The sequence below is a fragment of the Lysinibacillus sp. FSL K6-0075 genome (assembly GCF_038592945.1).
Taxonomy (GTDB): Bacteria; Bacillota; Bacilli; order Bacillales_A; family Planococcaceae; genus Lysinibacillus; species Lysinibacillus fusiformis_F.
On sequence record NZ_CP151947.1, the window covers coordinates 484,350 to 501,797 of the forward strand.

A 17,448-nucleotide genomic window follows, 5' to 3' on the forward strand; every position below is an offset into this window, starting at 1 on the left:
TAAATTTTATGCTCGCAATTTTATGAAAAATCTATTTTGTTGCTAGACACCAAATTTTGAGAATGCTATATTTATGTTGTCATAGTATTTTTATAATTAGGAAAAAATAGAATACTTTATGAATTTGAATGATTTTTCCTGATTATAAGGAGTGATGGAGTATAGAGCTAGATGAAGGATGATAGGTGCCTATGGTAAAGAAAACGTTAAAACAAAGAATTGTAGACGCTTCAGTTGAATTGTTTCAGCAAGATGGTTATCACAATGTAACTGTGGATCGTATTGTGGAATATATTGGAGCATCAAAGGGTGGATTTTATCATAATTTTAAATCAAAAGATGAATTGTTATATGAAATTCATGATGTCTTTATTTCATATGTTATTCAACAATCGCAAGATGCATATGACAAATACGATACACCCATCACACGTTTGTGTGCCATGCTGCAAACACTGACACAAGTATTTGATATGTATCAAGCACATATTACGATTTTTTATGAAGAAAGTCGTTCACTCTCAGATGAATATAGTGACATCATCCATAAAAAGAGAGATCACTATCGAGATATTTTACAAAAAGTGATAGCCGAGGGTCAGAAAGCAAAGGTTTTTCGTACTGAATTACCTTGTACGATTGTCACTATGGCAATTGTCGGGATGATTAACTGGACATACAAATGGTTTAAGCAATCAGGACCATTAACTATGGAGCAAATCACAGATGTTTTTACCGATATGGTATTACGTGCGATTGTGACAGAACAAGCCATGGAAGAAGCGAAGCAATTTATAATAAAGGGGTAGCCAGTAGGAGACACTGGTTTTATTATTTGTTTTTACAAACCGACTAGTCGGTATTTCACTGGAAGCAATCGTTCTTGAGCTACATCTACTATGGCAAATTAGACATTAGGGGGATTAGGGATGAATTTTGAATTAACAAAAGAGCAAGAAATGATTCGAGACATGGTGCGTGATTTTGCTGAGAAGGAGATTAAACCGTATGCTCGTGAGGTTGATGAGACATCAACAATGAGAATAGAGAGCTTTAAGAAGATGGCAGAACTAGGCTTATTGGGTATCCCGTTTCCTGAAGAATATGGTGGATCAGGTGGTGATACGGTGTCCTATGCTTTAGCTGTAGAGGAAATTGGTCGAGCATGTGGAGGCACGGGGTTAAGCTATGCAGCTGCTGTTAGCTTAGGAGCCTCACCAATTTACAACTTCGGTACGGAGGAACAAAAGCAAAAATGGTTAGTTCCATTAGCTAAGGGTGAGACATTAGGATCATTCGGTTTAACAGAGCCAAATGCAGGTTCAGATGCTGGTGGCACACGTACTACAGCTGTTATTGATGGTGATGACTACATCATTAATGGAGAGAAATGCTGGATTACCAATGCAGGATATGCTCGACAAATTATTGTAACTGCGGTAACGGGTAAACGTGAAGATGGTAAAAAGATTATTTCTTCTATTATTGTGCCAACAAACACACCAGGTGTAACAATCAACTGTAATTATGACAAAATGGGTGTACGTGGCTCCAATACATGTGAGATTGTGTTAGAAAATGTTCGTGTCCCAAGAACAAATCTATTAGGGGATGAAAAACGTGGCTTTAGCCAGTTTTTAAATACACTTGATGGTGGGCGTATTTCCATCGCTGCTCTTTCTGTTGGAATTGCACAGGCTGCCTATGAAAAGGCACTAAAATTCGCGAAGGAACGTGAGCAATTTGGTGCACCTATTTCAAAGCTACAGGCGATCCAATTTAAATTAGCTGATATGGCGATGGAAATAGAGCTTGCTCGTACGCTAGTACATAAAGCGGCATGGTTAAAAGATCAAAAGAAGCCATTTGGCAAAGAAGCTGCGATGGCTAAACTATTTGCTTCTGAAATGGGCTTCCGTACATGTAATCAAGCAATCCAAATTCATGGTGGTTCTGGATATATGAAAGAATACGATGTAGAACGCCATTTACGTGACATTAAGTTAATGGAAATCGGTGAAGGAACATCTGAAATTCAACGTCTCGTTATTTCTCGTCTAATTGGCTGTTAATCATCATCAATTAAGTTAAATAGCATAAATAAGGGGGATCTTCATGGCAGAACTTGTGTATCAAACAATTGGTCAATTGCTAGATGAACAATCAAAAAAGTACCCGCAGAATGAAGCATTGGTCTACGCTGACAGAAATTTACGCATGACTTATGAGCAGCTAAATCGTCAAGCACGATACGTAGCGAGAGGTTTAATGGCTCTTGGAATTGAAAAGGGAGATCATATCGCAGTATGGACGACGAATGTTCCTGAGTGGGTACAGCTTCAATTTGGTACAGGGAAGATGGGTGCTCCAATTGTTACGGTAAATACGAATTACCGTGCGAGTGAGTTGGAGTATCTATTGAAGCAATCTGATGCTAAAACGATTTTTTTAATTGAAAATTATCGAGACCATTCTTTTATCAATACACTGCAAGAGTTATGTCCAGAGCTTGAACATTGTGAACCAGGTAATTTGCAATCAAAGCGACTACCTTTATTAAAAAATGTTATTTTAATCGGTGAAACGAAATACCCCGGCGTACTAAATTGGTCAGACGTTTTAACTGCTGCCGAGCAAGTATCCGAGGAACAGCTAGATCAAAGAGAGCACTCTCTACACTATGATGATGTCATTAATATTCAATATACGTCTGGTACAACAGGCTTTCCTAAGGGTGTAATGTTAACGCATTTTAATTTAGTCAACAATGCTGTCAACATTGCTGAATGTATGCGTTTAACTGCAGAGGATCGTCTATGTATCCCAGTTCCATTTTTCCATTGCTTTGGTTGTGTCATAGGGACATTAGCCATTACTACGAGTGGTGGAACGATGGTACCAGTGCAGGAATTTTCACCTGAAGAGGTACTCAAAACCGTTCAACAAGAGAAATGTACTGCATTACATGGCGTGCCAACGATGTTCATTAGTGAACTGAATTTACCGAATTTTTCATCTTTCGATCTTTCAACTTTACGCACAGGAGTCATGGCTGGCTCAAACTGTCCAATTGAGGTCATGAAAGCGGTCATTGAGAAAATGGGGATGAAAGATATTACAATTTGCTATGGTCAAACAGAATCATCACCAGTTATTACGCAAACAAGAACGGAGGACCCGTTAGTGTTGAAGGTGGAGACGGTCGGCCGCGCATTACCTAACCTAGAAGTAAAGATTGTTGTTCCTGGTACAACGGAGGAAGCACCGACGAATGAACAGGGAGAGCTATGTACGAGGGGCTATCATGTGATGAAGGGCTACTATAAAAACCAAGAGGAAACAGATCTTGCGATTGACGAGGATGGTTGGTTGCACACAGGTGATTTAGCAACAATGGATGAAGCCGGTTTTATCCGTGTAACAGGTCGTTTGAAGGATATGATCATTCGTGGTGGCGAAAACCTATATCCTCGTGAAATTGAGGAGTTCCTTTATACACATCCTAAAATTTCAGATGTTCAGGTTGCAGGTGTCCCTGACCCTGTCTATGGTGAGGAAGCGGCAGCTTGGATTGTGTTAAAAGAAGGAGAACAGGCAACAGAGGAAGAAATCCGAGATTATTGTCGGGATAAAATTTCTAGACATAAAATTCCTCGCCATATCTTCTTTATTGATAACTATCCAATGACTGCATCAGGAAAAGTTCAAAAATATAAATTACGAGAAGATTTTGTTATGACCGTAAAGTAAGGAGGGACAGTGGATATGTTCAATAAGGTATTAATTGCAAATCGTGGGGAGATTGCTAGACGTGTGATCAGAACATGCAAGCGCCTAAATATTCATACGGTTGCTATCTATTCAGAGGCAGATGCTGAAAGCCTACATGTGAAAGATGCAGATGAGGCTTTCTGTGTAGGGAAGCCACCTGTTGCACAGAGCTATTTAAACATCGACCGCATTCTTGAAATTGCACTAGAAAGTGGCGCAGAGGCTGTTCATCCTGGCTATGGTTTACTATCAGAGAATGCAAATTTTGCGAAACGTTGTACAGAGGCAGGTTTAGTGTTTATCGGGCCAAGTGCAGATGTGATCGCTTCAATGGGCAGTAAACTAGAGGCACGTAAAACAATGAAAGCTGCTGGCGTGCCTATTGTAGAGGGTGTAGAAGCGCCTGTGAAAGATGTGGAAGAAGCCACTGACATAGCGGAGCGTTTAGGCTATCCCATTATGTTAAAGGCATCAGCAGGCGGGGGCGGTATCGGTATGCAGCTAGTTGAAAATGCCGAGGAACTGGCCAAAGCTTTTGAGGGCAATCAAAAGCGTGCACAATCATTCTTTGGTGATGGCACGATGTATATGGAGCGATTCATTGCTAACCCTCACCATGTCGAAGTGCAGATTATTGCAGATCATCAGGGCAATGTTGTTCCGTTATTTGAACGTGAATGCTCTATTCAACGAAGAAATCAAAAAGTAGTAGAAGAAGCACCATCACCGTTTATTTCACAAGAGACAAGAGAAAAAATGCTAGAAGCGTCGGTAAAGGCGGCGAAGCATATTGGTTATGTCAATGCTGGAACAATTGAGTATTTGGTTGATGAAGATCAAAACTTTTATTTCTTAGAAATGAATACAAGATTACAGGTAGAGCATCCCGTAACAGAGGAAATTACGAAGCTTGATTTAGTAGAAGAGCAATTAAAAATTGCGGCAAAACAACCGCTTGCATTTACTAGAGAAAGTATGATTAAAGAAGGGCATGCGATTGAAGTGCGGATATACGCTGAAAATCCTTCGACATTCTTCCCTTCTCCAGGCACTATTACAACTCTTGAATTACCGACAGGTGAAGGAGTGCGACATGAATGTGGTGTAGAGTCTGGTTCAGTGGTCACACCATTCTATGATCCAATGATTAGTAAATTGGTGGTGTGGGGAGAAACGAGAGCGATTGCCTGTGAGAGATTAACGCAAGCACTAAAGGCGTATAAAGTCGAGGGTATTCAAACGAATATTCCGATGTTGTTAAAAACCGTCACTCATGAGCAATTTTTAAAAGGCTATACAACGACTAAATTTGTAGAGCAATATTATTTACCGCAATTAGCAGAAACCAAATAACAATTTTCATGTATTCGTGCTTCCATAGAAGGACGAATGCATGATTAAAAAAATAGGAGTGAATGATTATGGCAACAGTAAAAGCAAGCATGGCAGGAACAGTATGGAAAATCGTAGTAGCAGAGGGCGAGAAAGTGACAGCAGGTCAAGATGTAGCCATTTTAGAATCGATGAAAATGGAAATTCCAATTGCAGCAGAAGAGGATGGCGTCGTGACGAAAATCATTGCCAATGAGGGAGACTTCATTAACGTTGATGATGATATTTTAGAAATTGAATAAGAGGAGGCTTCTTTATGCAGCTACCTAAGCAAGTCATAATCAAAGAAGTTGGTCCCCGTGATGGCTTACAAAATGAAAAAACGCATATTTCAACAGCTGATAAAGTACAATTAGTTAATTTATTAAGTCAAACAGGATTAAATTATATTGAAGTGACATCGTTTGTGCATCCGAAATGGATTCCTCAATTGGCAGATGCAGTCGAGGTTCTGCAAGCCATTAAAAGACATAAGGATATTACCTATGCAGCACTTGTACCCAATATGCGTGGCTTAGAACGTGCATTACAGGCTGAAGTAGATGAAGTAAGTATTTTTATGTCTGCTAGTGAAAGTCATAACCAAAGTAATATTAATAAAACGATAGAAGATACATTTCCCATATTAGAGGAAGTTGTGGTAGGAGCTAAGGCTGCAAAGAAACATGTTCGAGGCTATATCTCAACGGTTATTGGTTGTCCCTATGAGGGGTATATCCATCCTGATAAGGTACGACGAGTAACGGAAAAATTATTGGAGATGGGTGTGACTGAAATATCGCTTGGCGACACAATTGGTGTTGGTGTACCGACGCAGGTTGAATTTCTTTTAGAGGAATTACTAAAAAGATATCCTGCTGAAAGATTTGCCATGCATTTTCATGATACGCGTGGAACAGCACTAGCTAATATTATGAAATCCTTAGAAATGGGTATTTCTAAGTTTGATAGTGCGCTTGGTGGGCTAGGGGGCTGCCCATATGCTAAGGGTGCCTCAGGCAATGTAGCCACAGAAGATTTATTGTATTTATTCGATGAGATGGGCATTGAAACAGGAGTAGATCGACAAAAGGTGCTAGAGGCGGCACTCTTTATTGAAGAGAAATTAGGCAAAGCTGTTGCATCGAAGCAAATGGCTATTGTCCGTAATGAAAGGAGTGCAAATCAACGATGACACAACTCGTTCGTTTTGAATTACTAGAGGGTAGTATTGGACTTATTACTCTTTCAAGACCAGAAGCCGCTAACGCTATGTCGGTTCAATTACTTCATGAACTGTCTGACACGCTTGATCAAATCAATGGAGATCCAGCAGTGCGCGTAGTCCTTCTAACAGGTGCAGGCGAAAAGGCATTTTGTGCAGGTGCTGATTTAAAGGAACGTAAAGGAATGTCCGATCGACAAGTGAAGCAGATTGTGCAGCTGATTGGCGCCACTGTGGCAAAAGTTGAAATGCTTGCACAGCCTGTCATTGCTGTCCTAAATGGCGTAGCCTTTGGCGGAGGCTTGGAGTTGGCACTAGCTTGTGATTTACGCATTGCGGGTACACATGTAAAGCTAGGTCTAACAGAAACATCGCTCGGTATTATTCCAGGAGCTGGGGGAACACAACGACTTCCACGTCTAATTGGTCTTGGCAAAGCAAAGGAATTAATTTATACAGCACGTAGGCTGAATGCCGAAGAAGCTAAACATTATGGCATTATCGAGTATGTTTATGAAGGACATGAGGTATTAGAGAAGGCACAACAGCTTGCACTGGAAATGGCAAAAAACGCACCACTCTCTTTAGTGCAAGCCAAAGTTGCGATCAATCAAGGTGTTGAGGTAGATTTAGCTACCGGGTTAAAAATTGAATCACTTGCATATAGTGCACTGATCCCAACAGAAGACCGATTAGAGGGCTTACTTGCCTTCCAAGAGAAGCGAGCGCCACAATATTCAGGGAAATAAAACGCCAAGAAATAATTTTGGTGTAATCGATTGGGCAAAGGGAGGAAATAAACATGAGCAATATCTCGACAGAAAATACGCCACCTACAATGAAAGATAAAATTCTAGCAGGTGGATTACCAAAATATCATGACAAAAATGCACAGCAAGGTAAGCTATTTGTACGTGAGCGTCTTGAACTATTACTTGATGATGGTCTTCAATCAGAGGATGGGCTCTATGCGAACTGTTTAGCAGGGGATTTACCAGCAGATGGTGTTGTCACTGGTATTGGTAAAATTCATGGTCGCACGGTTTGTGTGCTAGCCAATGATTCAACGATTAAAGCGGGTTCTTGGGGAAAACGCACAGTTGAAAAAATGATTCGCATTCAAGAAACTGCTGAAAAGTTGAATTGTCCATTACTCTATTTAGTAGATTCAGCAGGTGCACGTATTACAGATCAGCTAGAAATGTTCCCAGGACGTAGAGGTGCAGGACGCATTTTCTACAACCAAGTCAAGCTGTCAGGAAAAGTTCCGCAAATTTGCTTATTATTCGGTCCTTCCGCAGCAGGCGGTGCCTATATCCCTGCATTTTGCGATATCGTTGTGATGGTAGAAGGGAATGCTTCCATGTATTTAGGATCTCCTCGTATGGCCGAAATGGTTATCGGTGAGAAAGTGGATTTAGAAACAATGGGTGGCGCAAAAATGCACTGTTCCGTTTCTGGTTGTGGAGATGTGCTTGTTAAAACAGAACAGGAGGCCATTACTTATGCGCGTAAATATTTGGGTTACTTCCCGAATAACTATGCAGAACGCAGCAAGGTAGAGGCACCTAAACCACCGGCTACATTTGATAAATCTATTGAAGAATTAATTCCTAAAAACCAAAATGTTCCATTTGATATGTATAAGCTAATTGATCGTATTATCGATGAAGATTCGTTTTGTGAGGTCAAGAAATTATTTGCACCCGAATTAATTACAGGCCTTGCACGAATTAATGGACAATCAGTTGGCATTATCGCTAACCAACCACGTGTCAAGGGAGGCGTGCTATTCCATGATTCTGCTGATAAAGCGGCGAAGTTTATTTCCCTTTGTGATGCATTCAATATACCGCTGTTATTCCTAGCAGACGTTCCAGGCTTTATGATTGGTACTCAGGTAGAAAAAGCAGGAATCATCCGTCATGGTGCTAAAATGATTTTTGCCATGAGTGAGGCAACTGTTCCTAAGCTAACGGTCATTGTGCGTAAAGCGTATGGTGCAGGATTATATGCGATGGCTGGCCCTGCGTTTGAACCAGACTGCTGTATTGCATTATCAAATGCACAAATTGCCGTAATGGGACCAGAAGCTGCTGTCAATGCCGTCTATGCCAATAAAATTGCAGAACTTCCAAAAGAAGAACAAGCAAGCTTCATTGCCGAGAAACGTAAAGAATATCAAGAGGAAATTGATGTGTATCGTTTAGCTTCAGAGCTTATCATTGATGATGTGATTGAACCTAATGAGCTACGTAAGGTACTAGAAAATCGCTTAGAACTTTATATGTCAAAATACTTATTATTCTCACAACGTAAGCATGGGGTAAACCCAGTTTAAACATACTTATTGCAAGGCTGTCTCTGCTGCTAGGAGACAGCTTTTTTGGATGATAATTTTTTTCAGCTACTTGCAAGCTATAGTTGAGCATATTAAAATATGGGAAGGAATAAAGGGAAGTGGGTGTTAAGCTTGTCTAAAAACAACATAGCGGATGTTCAGAATAATGCCAAGCTCCCATTACCATATCGGGATGTCATTGATACATATTATTTGCCGCTAAAGATCGCAGGTTGGATTTTATTTAGTATCTATTCATTTATGGCTTTTTATAAATTGGTTATTGATCGCTTAGTAGATGTAGTCGTCGTTTTATTTAAAGGAGATTACTCGATAGGTGACTTAGGATTGTTTGATTATAGTAGTTGGCGGTTAACTACTAATTTTATTCCCTTCGAAACGATTCTCCGTTATATAAACTACTCTCAATATTTTAATTGGGAAATTATAATCGTTAACTTACTTGGCAACTTATTAATTTTTACGCCAATGGGCTTTTTACTGCCATTACTATCGAAGAAATTCCGAAAAGCGTGGGTTATTATTTGTTTAGGCTTTTTTTCTAGTCTTGCTGTCGAAACCGTTCAATTTATTTTTACCGTCGGCTCTGCGGATATTGATGATTTAATTTTAAATACAATTGGTGCATGGCTTGGTTACTTAGCTTATAAAGGTATATTGATTAGACCCAAAAAATGAGAAAGACAGTCCAGAATGAGGGGCTGTTTTTTTACGTCGATTAACACTGTTTGATTAGTGTATATGGTAATAAATTTTATTGAAAATAGTATGGAGTTAATAAATGAATGTGAAAAATATTGGCTTTATAAGAGTCTTTATACCTAATTTCGAAAATAGTTAGTATCTCTTTAGGAGGTTAGTAGTAATTAGTGCTTGAATTTAATAGTGAAAATTCCGATAATGAGTGTACAGAAACTATTCAAATGGTATAGATAGAGTGTAAGTAAGTATGTTCATATCTATTATCTAATTAGCATATGAAGATAGAAGGGCGAGGTGAAAACTATGAAAATATCAAATTTAATGGAACAAGAAAGAATTTCATCGCAGCATAATCGTAAAAAGATATTGCAACGTAAAGAGGCGGGAGATGCATATAGAAAAAATGCGATGTATTTCCAGCCAAAGAAAAACCCACTATTGATTGAACTGGAAAATCTACTGTTAGGACGTACTGACCAGGATTTATATGAACAGCAACAAGTAGAGTCGAAAGAAGTAACGCCTCAACAGCAAGCCATTATGGAAGATTTGCAGCAAACAGAAAAGAATGTACGTGCCCATGAGCAAGCTTATAAAGTAGGAATGAATGATAACGCTGATTCCTCGGATATATCCGATTCAGAGCTAAATGACACACTGCAAATTTTAGAGCAGGTACGTAATGCAGCATTGTCATCAGCAGAGCCTTCTCCACAAGATTTACGTGTGGCACAAAGCGTTGATGCTCAAATACAGCATATGTTAAATGAATCAAGTTTTGAAGATGTTATCACTAACGAAGGCGAACCATCCTTTGTACGTGACATTATTGAAGTGAAGGTTCCTGAACGTTTCTCGAAGGAATTGAAATTGGATCCATTTGCAGATACAATTTTCGGTAAGAACTATGAGACTGCATTCAGGTTAAGAGCATTCAAACAGGCATCGGAAAGATATGCGGCTCACGTTCAAATGACGAAAAATGGCTATCGCCCAGACAAGGATTCTATGTTCTCTTTGATAGCCTGATGCTGTAGATTGGAGATTGTTGACATGGCAAAGGCAAAGCATGCGAAAACGAATGCAATTCGATTATTAGAACAACAAAAAATTCATTTTGATGTGATTGAATACGAAACCGGGGATGGTCAAGTTGATGGTGTTTCTGTAGCTGAGAAAATTGGTCAGCCTGTTGCTCGGGTATTTAAAACATTAGTAGCAAAAGCAAGTGCACAAAAGTTATTTGTATTTGTCATTCCTGTAGCCGAGGAGCTGGACTTAAAAGCAGCTGCAAAGGTAGTTGGAGAAAAGAAAATTGAAATGTTAGCGGTAAAAGATCTACTTGGCCATACCGGTTATGTTCGTGGTGGATGTTCACCAGTAGGGATGAAGAAGTTATATCCAACGGTCATTGATGCATCTGCTCAAGATCAAGGAAGCATAATCGTTAGTGCTGGGAAAATTGGTATGCAAATTCATGTTCAAGTAGAAGATCTGAAAAATATAACAAAGGCACAACTTGCCTCAATTACAACTACCCATGAGTGAGAAAATGGGTAGTTTTTTATGTGGTAAGATGAACGGTTTAGTTCAAGCACTATAGCTTAATTTTTGTTGAAAGTATGATACAGTAATAGCAATATATTCATAGAGAGAAGGATAAGGAATGCGTAGAATAATGGGGTGGCGTTGGACCTTTTTTATTGGTGGCTTAATTGTGATGTCACTTGGCATCACGATGTCGATAAAAGGAAAAATTGTTGGGACAAGCCCGTGGGATGTTTTACATGTGGGTCTATTCCAAAATTTTGGTTTAAGTATTGGTACTTGGTCTATTGTAACAGGACTCTTTATAGTTGCTTCAACATCCATTGTATTGCGTCAATGGCCAAAGATAGGCACTTGGCTCAATATGCTACTAATCGGCTCATTCATTGATGTATTTAACTGGATGTTGCCCTCAACGGATGTATATGGCTTACAAATTACATATTTTATTATTGGTTTATTTGTTTTGAGCTTTGGCTGTGGGATGTATATCGCACCGAATATGGGCGCAGGACCAAGGGATACCTTAATGATGATACTTGTCGAAAAGTTTGGCGGATCTATTAAAACAGCAAGAATGGGAATTGAAGTACTCGTAACCATTGTTGGCTGGCTACTAGGAGGACCAGTTGGAGTAGGGACAGTATTAATCGCGCTAACTTCAGGCTATATTGTGCAATATTCATTACCGTATTGTCGTAAAATATTAATGAAATGTATTGGGAATATTGAAGGCATGAAGCCATTTTATTAAATCATGAAGCTACTTAGATCTGTAAAGGATAGAAGTAGCTTTTCATTTTTTTTAGCGTTCCTTCATATAATGCAGGGCAGAAGCTAAAGGAGGAACGACATTTGAACGGAAATGTAACGTATTATTTTGGACACGCATTGACTGGGCAAGGTGTGAAAAATTTATATAAAGAAATGATGGAAGAAGCGGCTCTCGTTTATTTTTTGCAAGGGCCCGCTACCTTTAAAGGTTCAGAACTGTTAAAAGAACTAGGATATTTTTATGTGAAACAGGGCTTTGCTGTTGAGTGGTTTAAGCATGCTTTATTAGAAGAGGTTGTAGAAGCCGTTTATGTAAAAGGCTGTAACAGACTTTTTGTATGGGCTTCTGAGTGGAATATCGAGCCAACTTTCCTCGGTACAAAGCATCGTGTCATGTCTTTCTATGATTGTTTAGAGGACATACAGCTTGAAAAGGTTGGAGAACAGCTTGCAGAGGCGATACAGGAGCGGGCAACTTGGCGTGAAAAATGCATAGCGAAACTGGATCAAGCAATCAAGCTTCATGATGACTGGGAGGTTGTCACACAAAGCTGTATGAACTGGCAGGCATTAAATGAACAGGTGGAAAATTTAAAGACGGAAGTGTTCCAATCCATTGTTTTGAATAAAACGGGCATGCGGACACATCGTTTACTTGGAACGTTAACTCCTAGAGGTGCGGAAAATACAGTGGATAGTATCACCAAAAGTATCACGACTCGCTTCATGATTAAAGGCAAGCCAGGCACAGGTAAATCTTCATTAATGAAAAGCTTAGCGGATGAGGCAAATGCAAGAGGGCTTGATGCGCAAATTATTTGGTGTGGCTTAGATGCGGGATCTGTGGATATGGTCATTATCCCAGAGCTCAATTTCTGTATCTTTGATAGCACAGAGCCCCATATCTTTGATCCAGAGGATGGTAGGTTAGGGGATAAGATTTTTGATATTGGGCAACATTGTGCGCTTTCAGAGGAAGCAGAGACTGCGATTGAGGCAGTCCGAGCACAATACAAAGAAGCTATACAGGATGCGATGGGTCATTCCAAACGATATGCAGAAGCTGAATATACCGTTCGGCGTTTATTAGATCATTGTCTATCTGCCTCTTTATGGCGAGAAAAAACAGCGCCACTATTCGAAAGATTAACAAAGTAATGTAGCTAATGGCTTGCATGTGCTAAACTAGGAGCGAGAACAGTTTTCCTAGGAAAGGATGATACGCTTGTCTAAAGTATTGAATGCATTTTTAGATGAAAACCTACAAGCCCTACATGAACAAGGCTTATACAATGAAATCGATCCAGTAGAGGGAGCAAATGGGCCGATTATTCAGGTCCGTGGCAAAAATCTTGTTAACTTATCCTCTAACAACTATCTTGGTTTAGCAACAAATGAAGAATTAAAGCGTATTGCCAAAGAGACAATTGATAAATACGGTGTTGGAGCAGGTGCTGTTCGTACAATCAATGGGACACTTGACTTGCACGTTAAATTAGAAGAAAAGCTTGCGGAATTTAAAGGAACAGAAGCGGCTATTTCTTATCAATCTGGCTTTAATTGTAATATGGCTGCTATTTCGGCTGTAATGGATAAAAATGATGCCATTCTATCTGATCAATTGAACCATGCCTCTATTATTGACGGCTGTCGTTTATCAAAAGCGAAAATCATTGCATTTAATCACTCCGATATGGATGATTTACGTGCTAAGGCAAAGGCGGCAAAGGAATCAGGCTTATACAATAAAATCATGGTTATCACAGATGGTGTGTTCTCAATGGATGGTGATATTGCTAAACTACCTGAAATTGTGGAAATTGCTAAAGAGTTTGATTTAATAACGTATGTGGATGATGCACATGGTTCAGGTGTAACAGGTAAAGGAAAAGGAACTGTGAAGCATTTTGGATTAGAAAAAGAAATTGACTTCCAAATTGGCACATTATCAAAAGCCATTGGTGTAGTAGGTGGCTATGTAGCAGGTAAGAAAAATTTAATTGATTGGCTAAAAGTTCGCTCACGCCCATTCCTATTCTCAACAGCGTTACCGCCAGGTGATGTTGCCGCTATTACAGCAGCTGTGCAAATGCTGATTGATTCAACAGAGCTACACGATAAGCTGTGGGATAATGGAAACTATTTAAAAGCGGGACTTGAGAAGCTTGGCTTTAATATTGGTGCGTCTGAGACACCAATTACACCATGTATCATTGGAGATGAAAAGTTGACACAGGAATTTTCAAAACGTTTATTTGAAGAAGGCGTTTATGCAAAATCGATTGTCTTCCCAACAGTTCCAAAGGGTACAGGTCGCGTTCGGAATATGCCAACAGCGGCACATACAAAAGAAATGCTTGATAATGCAATTGCGATTTACGAGAAGGTTGGTCGTGAATTAGGCGTTATTCAATAAGAAAAAGGCTTCCTCCTAGATGGGGAAGCCTTTTTTGCGTGATAGAAATGAAAAAGTGCAGGATAGAGTCAAAAAAGTGACTGATAGAAGCTTAAATGTAACTGATAGCGATCTAAAACTAGATAATCGCTTTATTTTGAGCCAATAATTTTGGCTGCCTTGAGCTGTTGAATATCTGGATCAGAAATATTTAATGCCTGTAAAACTTCCTCATTATGTTGCCCTAAAGTAGGAGCTGCACTTGTTAGCTGTCCAGGTGTTTGCGAGAATTTGGCTGGGAAGCCTAGTGTTCGCATTGGTCCGGCAGTTGGGTGCTCATAGGACAGTACCATGCCACGCTCTAGAATATGTGGATCATTCAATGTTTGATCGTAGGAATAGATTGGGCTAGATGGTACGCCGTATTTATCTAAAAGTTCGAGCCAGTAGGTAGCCTTATGCTTGATTAGCTCGCTTTCAATTTCCGCTTCCAGCTCCTTCACATGTTGGGCACGTGAATAGTTGGTAGCAAAGAGGGGATTGTCTAACCAATCAGGTCGATTGACAACCTTAGCCGCGAAAATCTCCCATAGCTTTTGATTGCCAGCACCTACTAGAATATAGTCATCCTGTGTTTTGAAACCTTGATAGGGCGCGGATACACGATGGGCTGTTCCTGTTCGCTCAGGTAGCTCACCTTGTCCGAAATAAGCAGCAGCCTCCCAAACAGTCCATGCAAGACCCGACTCCACTAAGGAAACATCAATATATTGTCCTTCGCCACTACGAAGCTTATAAATATAGGCCATTAAAATGGACTGTAAGGCTGTTTGAGCAGCAGCAATATCATTCACCGCAAAGCCAACTTTTACAGGTCGGCCATCTGCTTCACCTGTCATATGCATTAAGCCGCTCAGACCCTGTGCCATAATATCATAGCCACCCTTTTGACTATAAGGACCTGTTTGACCATAGCCTGAAATAGAACAGTAAATAAGGCCAGGATTGATGGTTTTTAATGTGTCATAATCAATACCCAGCTTTTTCGTGACACCTGGTCGATAATTTTCAACCAATACATCAACAGATTGAATCAGTTCTTTAAATAAAGCCAGTCCCTCAGCAGTTTTTAAATTGATGCAGACACCTTTTTTATTACGATTAACCATCATGTACATATGACTTTCTTCATTAACGAAAGGACCCATTGTACGGGTATCGTCTCCATTTGGGTATTTTTCAATTTTAATAACTTCTGCACCCATATCTGCTAACACCATGGTGCAATAAGGGCCTGCTAAGACTTGTGATAAATCGACAACCTTTAATCCTTGTAATGCTTGTTTCATTTAACCTCAGTCCCATCCTGTTTGACTAATGTGATGTTGCGTAATCCTTTGACAGAGGTGGCACCTGCTAATGCGATGGAAACCTTTAATTCATCATAAAGATTGGTCATCACCTTTTCGACACCTTGTTGTCCTTCAAGAGCTAGCCCATAGACGAAAGGACGTCCAATTGCAACGGCATCCGCTCCTAAAGCAAGTGCTTTTAAGGCATCCATGCCACGATATACACCACTATCTAATATAATAGGAATTTGTCCATTCACAACTTTTGCAATAGCAGGAAGGGCATCAAGTGAACCAATAACGCCATCTAATTGACGGCCACCGTGGTTTGATACAATAATGCCATCAATCCCATTGTCGATAGCTAGCTTCGCATCTTCAGGATGTAATATTCCCTTCAATAGTATAGGAAGGTTTGTACGTTTTTTTAATTCTCGAACATGCGCCCAATTAAGAGTTGGGTGGAAGACATTTTGCAAGACACCTTGTACATAGGACTCAAATGAATCATCAGGTAAAGTGGCAGTAAAAACGGGATCATTCATATAATTGCCTCGTGCATAGCCTAGCTTCAATGGTGAAAATTGATTGCGGACATCTTCTTCGCGCCAGCCAAGCATTACGGTATCGACAGTTAAAACGATTGCTTCAAATCCCGCTGCCTCCGCACGTGCAGCCATACTAAAAGCAATTTCTTCATTAGTAGACCAATATAATTGAAACCACTTTGTTGCAGAAGGAGCAGCTTGAGCAACTTCTTCAAGAGCATAAGTGGAAACAGTGCTTTGAATATAAGGGATATTTAAATTCTGGGCGGCACGTGCAACGGCAAGCTCACCTTCATCGTGAACCATTCCGTTCATGCCAACAGGAGCAAAGAGCAAAGGGGTTGGATATGTTTTACCAAACAAATGAATTGATGTATCAACGTTTGACACATCATTTAAAAAGCGGGGAACAATGGAATACTTCTCAAAAGCTGCACGATTATTGCGCAGTGTTTGTTCACCACCAGCACCTGAACGGATGTAGCCAAAAGGTCCAGCTTCGATTTTTTCCGCTACGGCCTTTTCTAAATCTGCAAAGCAAATGGGGAAGGGGGCTTGTGCAGTGATATTTTTTAAGAGTAGATCGCCATCAGTTGTGTTTGTCATCGTTACTACCTCACTTATTTATTGAAAATAGGCTTTCTTTTATTTAAAAAGGCTTGAATACCTTCGTTATAATCGTCTGAACTAAATGAATCCAAAACTAACTGTGCCAGCTCATCGCTTTCTTCATTTTCACCATCTACAATCGCCTGGATAATTTTTTTGATGCCTGCGTTTGCAATGGATGATTTACTTAATAGATGTTCAGCGAATTGCAGTGTGGCATCTTCAATATCCTCTGGCTCATGTAGGGCCGTGATTAAACCAATGTTTTTTCCTTCTTCAGCTGTAAAAATGTTGGCTGTGTATAAAATTTCCTTTGCCTTAGCGACACCAACAATATTGATGAGACGTTTCGTGCTTTCTAAATTATAGACAATACCTATGTTTGCAGCGGTGATACCTAGCTTACTCTTAGGTGTTGCTATTCTAAAATCACAAGCATTTGCTAACTCTAAGCCACCGCCAATTGCTAAGCCCTGGATCATAGCAATTGTAGGATGCGGAAATTTATAGAGGGCATCGATTGCCTTTAAAGCCAAATCATTATAGGCTTTGGCATTGTCTGCAGCATAACGAATATCTAAAAACTCGCTAATATCAGCACCAGATGAAAAGGCTACTTCATTGACACCGCGGACAATCAAGAGCTTGATAGAAGAATCTACACGTAGCTGTTCAAGATGGTCTACTATAGCTTGAAACATTGCCTTTGAAAACGAATTTCGTTTATCAGGGCGATTTAATACTAACGTTGCAATATAGCCATTTTTCTCTACATAAATTTCCTTTGTCAT

General features: G+C 39.8%; 17 protein-coding genes. 14 read left to right on the plus strand and 3 right to left on the minus strand.

What is annotated here, in order from left to right:
• Window positions 1–191 precede the first annotated feature (191 nt).
• The 14 genes from MHB65_RS02255 (at window position 192) to MHB65_RS02320 (ending at window position 14,169) form a co-directional block, all read left to right on the plus strand.
• A complete protein-coding gene (locus MHB65_RS02255; protein WP_342442363.1) occupies window positions 192–809 on the plus strand; it encodes a TetR/AcrR family transcriptional regulator in 618 nt (205 codons plus the stop codon).
• Window positions 810–929: 120 nt separating this feature from the next.
• Complete coding sequence (locus tag MHB65_RS02260) at window positions 930–2,072, plus strand: acyl-CoA dehydrogenase (RefSeq protein ID WP_342442364.1); 1,143 nt, start codon at window positions 930–932, stop codon at window positions 2,070–2,072.
• Window positions 2,073–2,115: 43 nt separating this feature from the next.
• Window positions 2,116–3,750: an AMP-binding protein gene (locus MHB65_RS02265; RefSeq protein ID WP_342442365.1), complete on the plus strand. Its 1,635-nt coding sequence runs from the start codon at window positions 2,116–2,118 to the stop codon at window positions 3,748–3,750.
• Between the two features lie 15 nt (window positions 3,751–3,765).
• Window positions 3,766–5,124 carry an acetyl-CoA carboxylase biotin carboxylase subunit gene (locus MHB65_RS02270; protein WP_342442366.1) on the plus strand — a complete coding sequence of 453 codons (1,359 nt, stop codon included), beginning with the start codon at window positions 3,766–3,768 and terminating at the stop codon, window positions 5,122–5,124.
• Between the two features lie 68 nt (window positions 5,125–5,192).
• Window positions 5,193–5,405, plus strand: coding sequence for an acetyl-CoA carboxylase biotin carboxyl carrier protein subunit (locus MHB65_RS02275; protein WP_031418413.1), 213 nt, complete (start codon window positions 5,193–5,195; stop codon window positions 5,403–5,405).
• Between the two features lie 14 nt (window positions 5,406–5,419).
• A complete protein-coding gene (locus MHB65_RS02280; protein WP_342442367.1) occupies window positions 5,420–6,337 on the plus strand; it encodes a hydroxymethylglutaryl-CoA lyase in 918 nt (305 codons plus the stop codon).
• Window positions 6,334–7,116, plus strand: coding sequence for an enoyl-CoA hydratase (locus MHB65_RS02285; RefSeq protein WP_342442368.1), 783 nt, complete (start codon window positions 6,334–6,336; stop codon window positions 7,114–7,116). Before MHB65_RS02280 ends, MHB65_RS02285 begins: the two co-directional genes overlap by 4 nt.
• A 53-nt stretch (window positions 7,117–7,169) precedes the next feature.
• Window positions 7,170–8,708 carry an acyl-CoA carboxylase subunit beta gene (locus MHB65_RS02290; protein WP_342442369.1) on the plus strand — a complete coding sequence of 513 codons (1,539 nt, stop codon included), beginning with the start codon at window positions 7,170–7,172 and terminating at the stop codon, window positions 8,706–8,708.
• A gap of 123 nt (window positions 8,709–8,831) precedes the next feature.
• Window positions 8,832–9,407 carry a VanZ family protein gene (locus tag MHB65_RS02295; RefSeq protein WP_243456414.1) on the plus strand — a complete coding sequence of 192 codons (576 nt, stop codon included), beginning with the start codon at window positions 8,832–8,834 and terminating at the stop codon, window positions 9,405–9,407.
• 327 nt (window positions 9,408–9,734) lie between these two features.
• On the plus strand, window positions 9,735–10,460 hold the full coding sequence (locus MHB65_RS02300; protein ID WP_342442370.1) for a hypothetical protein: 726 nt from the start codon (window positions 9,735–9,737) through the stop codon (window positions 10,458–10,460).
• Window positions 10,461–10,484: 24 nt separating this feature from the next.
• A complete protein-coding gene (gene ybaK, locus MHB65_RS02305; protein WP_342442371.1) occupies window positions 10,485–10,979 on the plus strand; it encodes a Cys-tRNA(Pro) deacylase in 495 nt (164 codons plus the stop codon).
• A 118-nt stretch (window positions 10,980–11,097) separates the two neighbouring features.
• A complete protein-coding gene (locus tag MHB65_RS02310) occupies window positions 11,098–11,733 on the plus strand; it encodes a YitT family protein (RefSeq protein WP_342442372.1) in 636 nt (211 codons plus the stop codon).
• A 101-nt stretch (window positions 11,734–11,834) separates the two neighbouring features.
• Window positions 11,835–12,911 carry a nucleotide kinase gene (locus MHB65_RS02315; protein WP_342442373.1) on the plus strand — a complete coding sequence of 359 codons (1,077 nt, stop codon included), beginning with the start codon at window positions 11,835–11,837 and terminating at the stop codon, window positions 12,909–12,911.
• A 58-nt stretch (window positions 12,912–12,969) separates the two neighbouring features.
• Window positions 12,970–14,169 carry a glycine C-acetyltransferase gene (locus tag MHB65_RS02320; protein ID WP_342442374.1) on the plus strand — a complete coding sequence of 400 codons (1,200 nt, stop codon included), beginning with the start codon at window positions 12,970–12,972 and terminating at the stop codon, window positions 14,167–14,169.
• A gap of 131 nt (window positions 14,170–14,300) precedes the next feature.
• On the opposite strand, the gene MHB65_RS02325 is transcribed toward MHB65_RS02320, so the two are convergent.
• From MHB65_RS02325 to MHB65_RS02335, 3 genes are read right to left on the minus strand one after another with little or no spacing between them, the layout of a single operon-like run.
• Entirely contained in the window at window positions 14,301–15,497 is a 1,197-nt protein-coding gene (locus MHB65_RS02325; protein ID WP_342442375.1) for a CoA transferase, read from the minus strand.
• Window positions 15,494–16,654 carry an alpha-hydroxy acid oxidase gene (locus MHB65_RS02330; protein ID WP_342442376.1) on the minus strand — a complete coding sequence of 387 codons (1,161 nt, stop codon included), beginning with the start codon at window positions 16,652–16,654 and terminating at the stop codon, window positions 15,494–15,496. Before MHB65_RS02330 ends, MHB65_RS02325 begins: the two co-directional genes overlap by 4 nt.
• 14 nt (window positions 16,655–16,668) lie before the next feature.
• Complete coding sequence (locus tag MHB65_RS02335) at window positions 16,669–17,448, minus strand: enoyl-CoA hydratase-related protein (protein WP_342442377.1); 780 nt, start codon at window positions 17,446–17,448, stop codon at window positions 16,669–16,671.

Coding starts and splice junctions, on each gene's coding strand:
- MHB65_RS02255 (WP_342442363.1), top strand. CDS start 192: ATGGTAAAGAAAACGTTAAAACAAAGAATTGTAGACGCTTCAGTTGAA.
- MHB65_RS02260 (WP_342442364.1), top strand. CDS start 930: ATGAATTTTGAATTAACAAAAGAGCAAGAAATGATTCGAGACATGGTG.
- MHB65_RS02265 (WP_342442365.1), top strand. CDS start 2,116: ATGGCAGAACTTGTGTATCAAACAATTGGTCAATTGCTAGATGAACAA.
- MHB65_RS02270 (WP_342442366.1), top strand. CDS start 3,766: ATGTTCAATAAGGTATTAATTGCAAATCGTGGGGAGATTGCTAGACGT.
- MHB65_RS02275 (WP_031418413.1), top strand. CDS start 5,193: ATGGCAACAGTAAAAGCAAGCATGGCAGGAACAGTATGGAAAATCGTA.
- MHB65_RS02280 (WP_342442367.1), top strand. CDS start 5,420: ATGCAGCTACCTAAGCAAGTCATAATCAAAGAAGTTGGTCCCCGTGAT.
- MHB65_RS02285 (WP_342442368.1), top strand. CDS start 6,334: ATGACACAACTCGTTCGTTTTGAATTACTAGAGGGTAGTATTGGACTT.
- MHB65_RS02290 (WP_342442369.1), top strand. CDS start 7,170: ATGAGCAATATCTCGACAGAAAATACGCCACCTACAATGAAAGATAAA.
- MHB65_RS02300 (WP_342442370.1), top strand. CDS start 9,735: ATGAAAATATCAAATTTAATGGAACAAGAAAGAATTTCATCGCAGCAT.
- ybaK (WP_342442371.1), top strand. CDS start 10,485: ATGGCAAAGGCAAAGCATGCGAAAACGAATGCAATTCGATTATTAGAA.
- MHB65_RS02310 (WP_342442372.1), top strand. CDS start 11,098: ATGCGTAGAATAATGGGGTGGCGTTGGACCTTTTTTATTGGTGGCTTA.
- MHB65_RS02320 (WP_342442374.1), top strand. CDS start 12,970: ATGATACGCTTGTCTAAAGTATTGAATGCATTTTTAGATGAAAACCTA.
- MHB65_RS02325 (WP_342442375.1), bottom strand. CDS start 15,497: ATGAAACAAGCATTACAAGGATTAAAGGTTGTCGATTTATCACAAGTC.
- MHB65_RS02330 (WP_342442376.1), bottom strand. CDS start 16,654: ATGACAAACACAACTGATGGCGATCTACTCTTAAAAAATATCACTGCA.
- MHB65_RS02335 (WP_342442377.1), bottom strand. CDS start 17,448: ATGACAAAGGAAATTTATGTAGAGAAAAATGGCTATATTGCAACGTTA.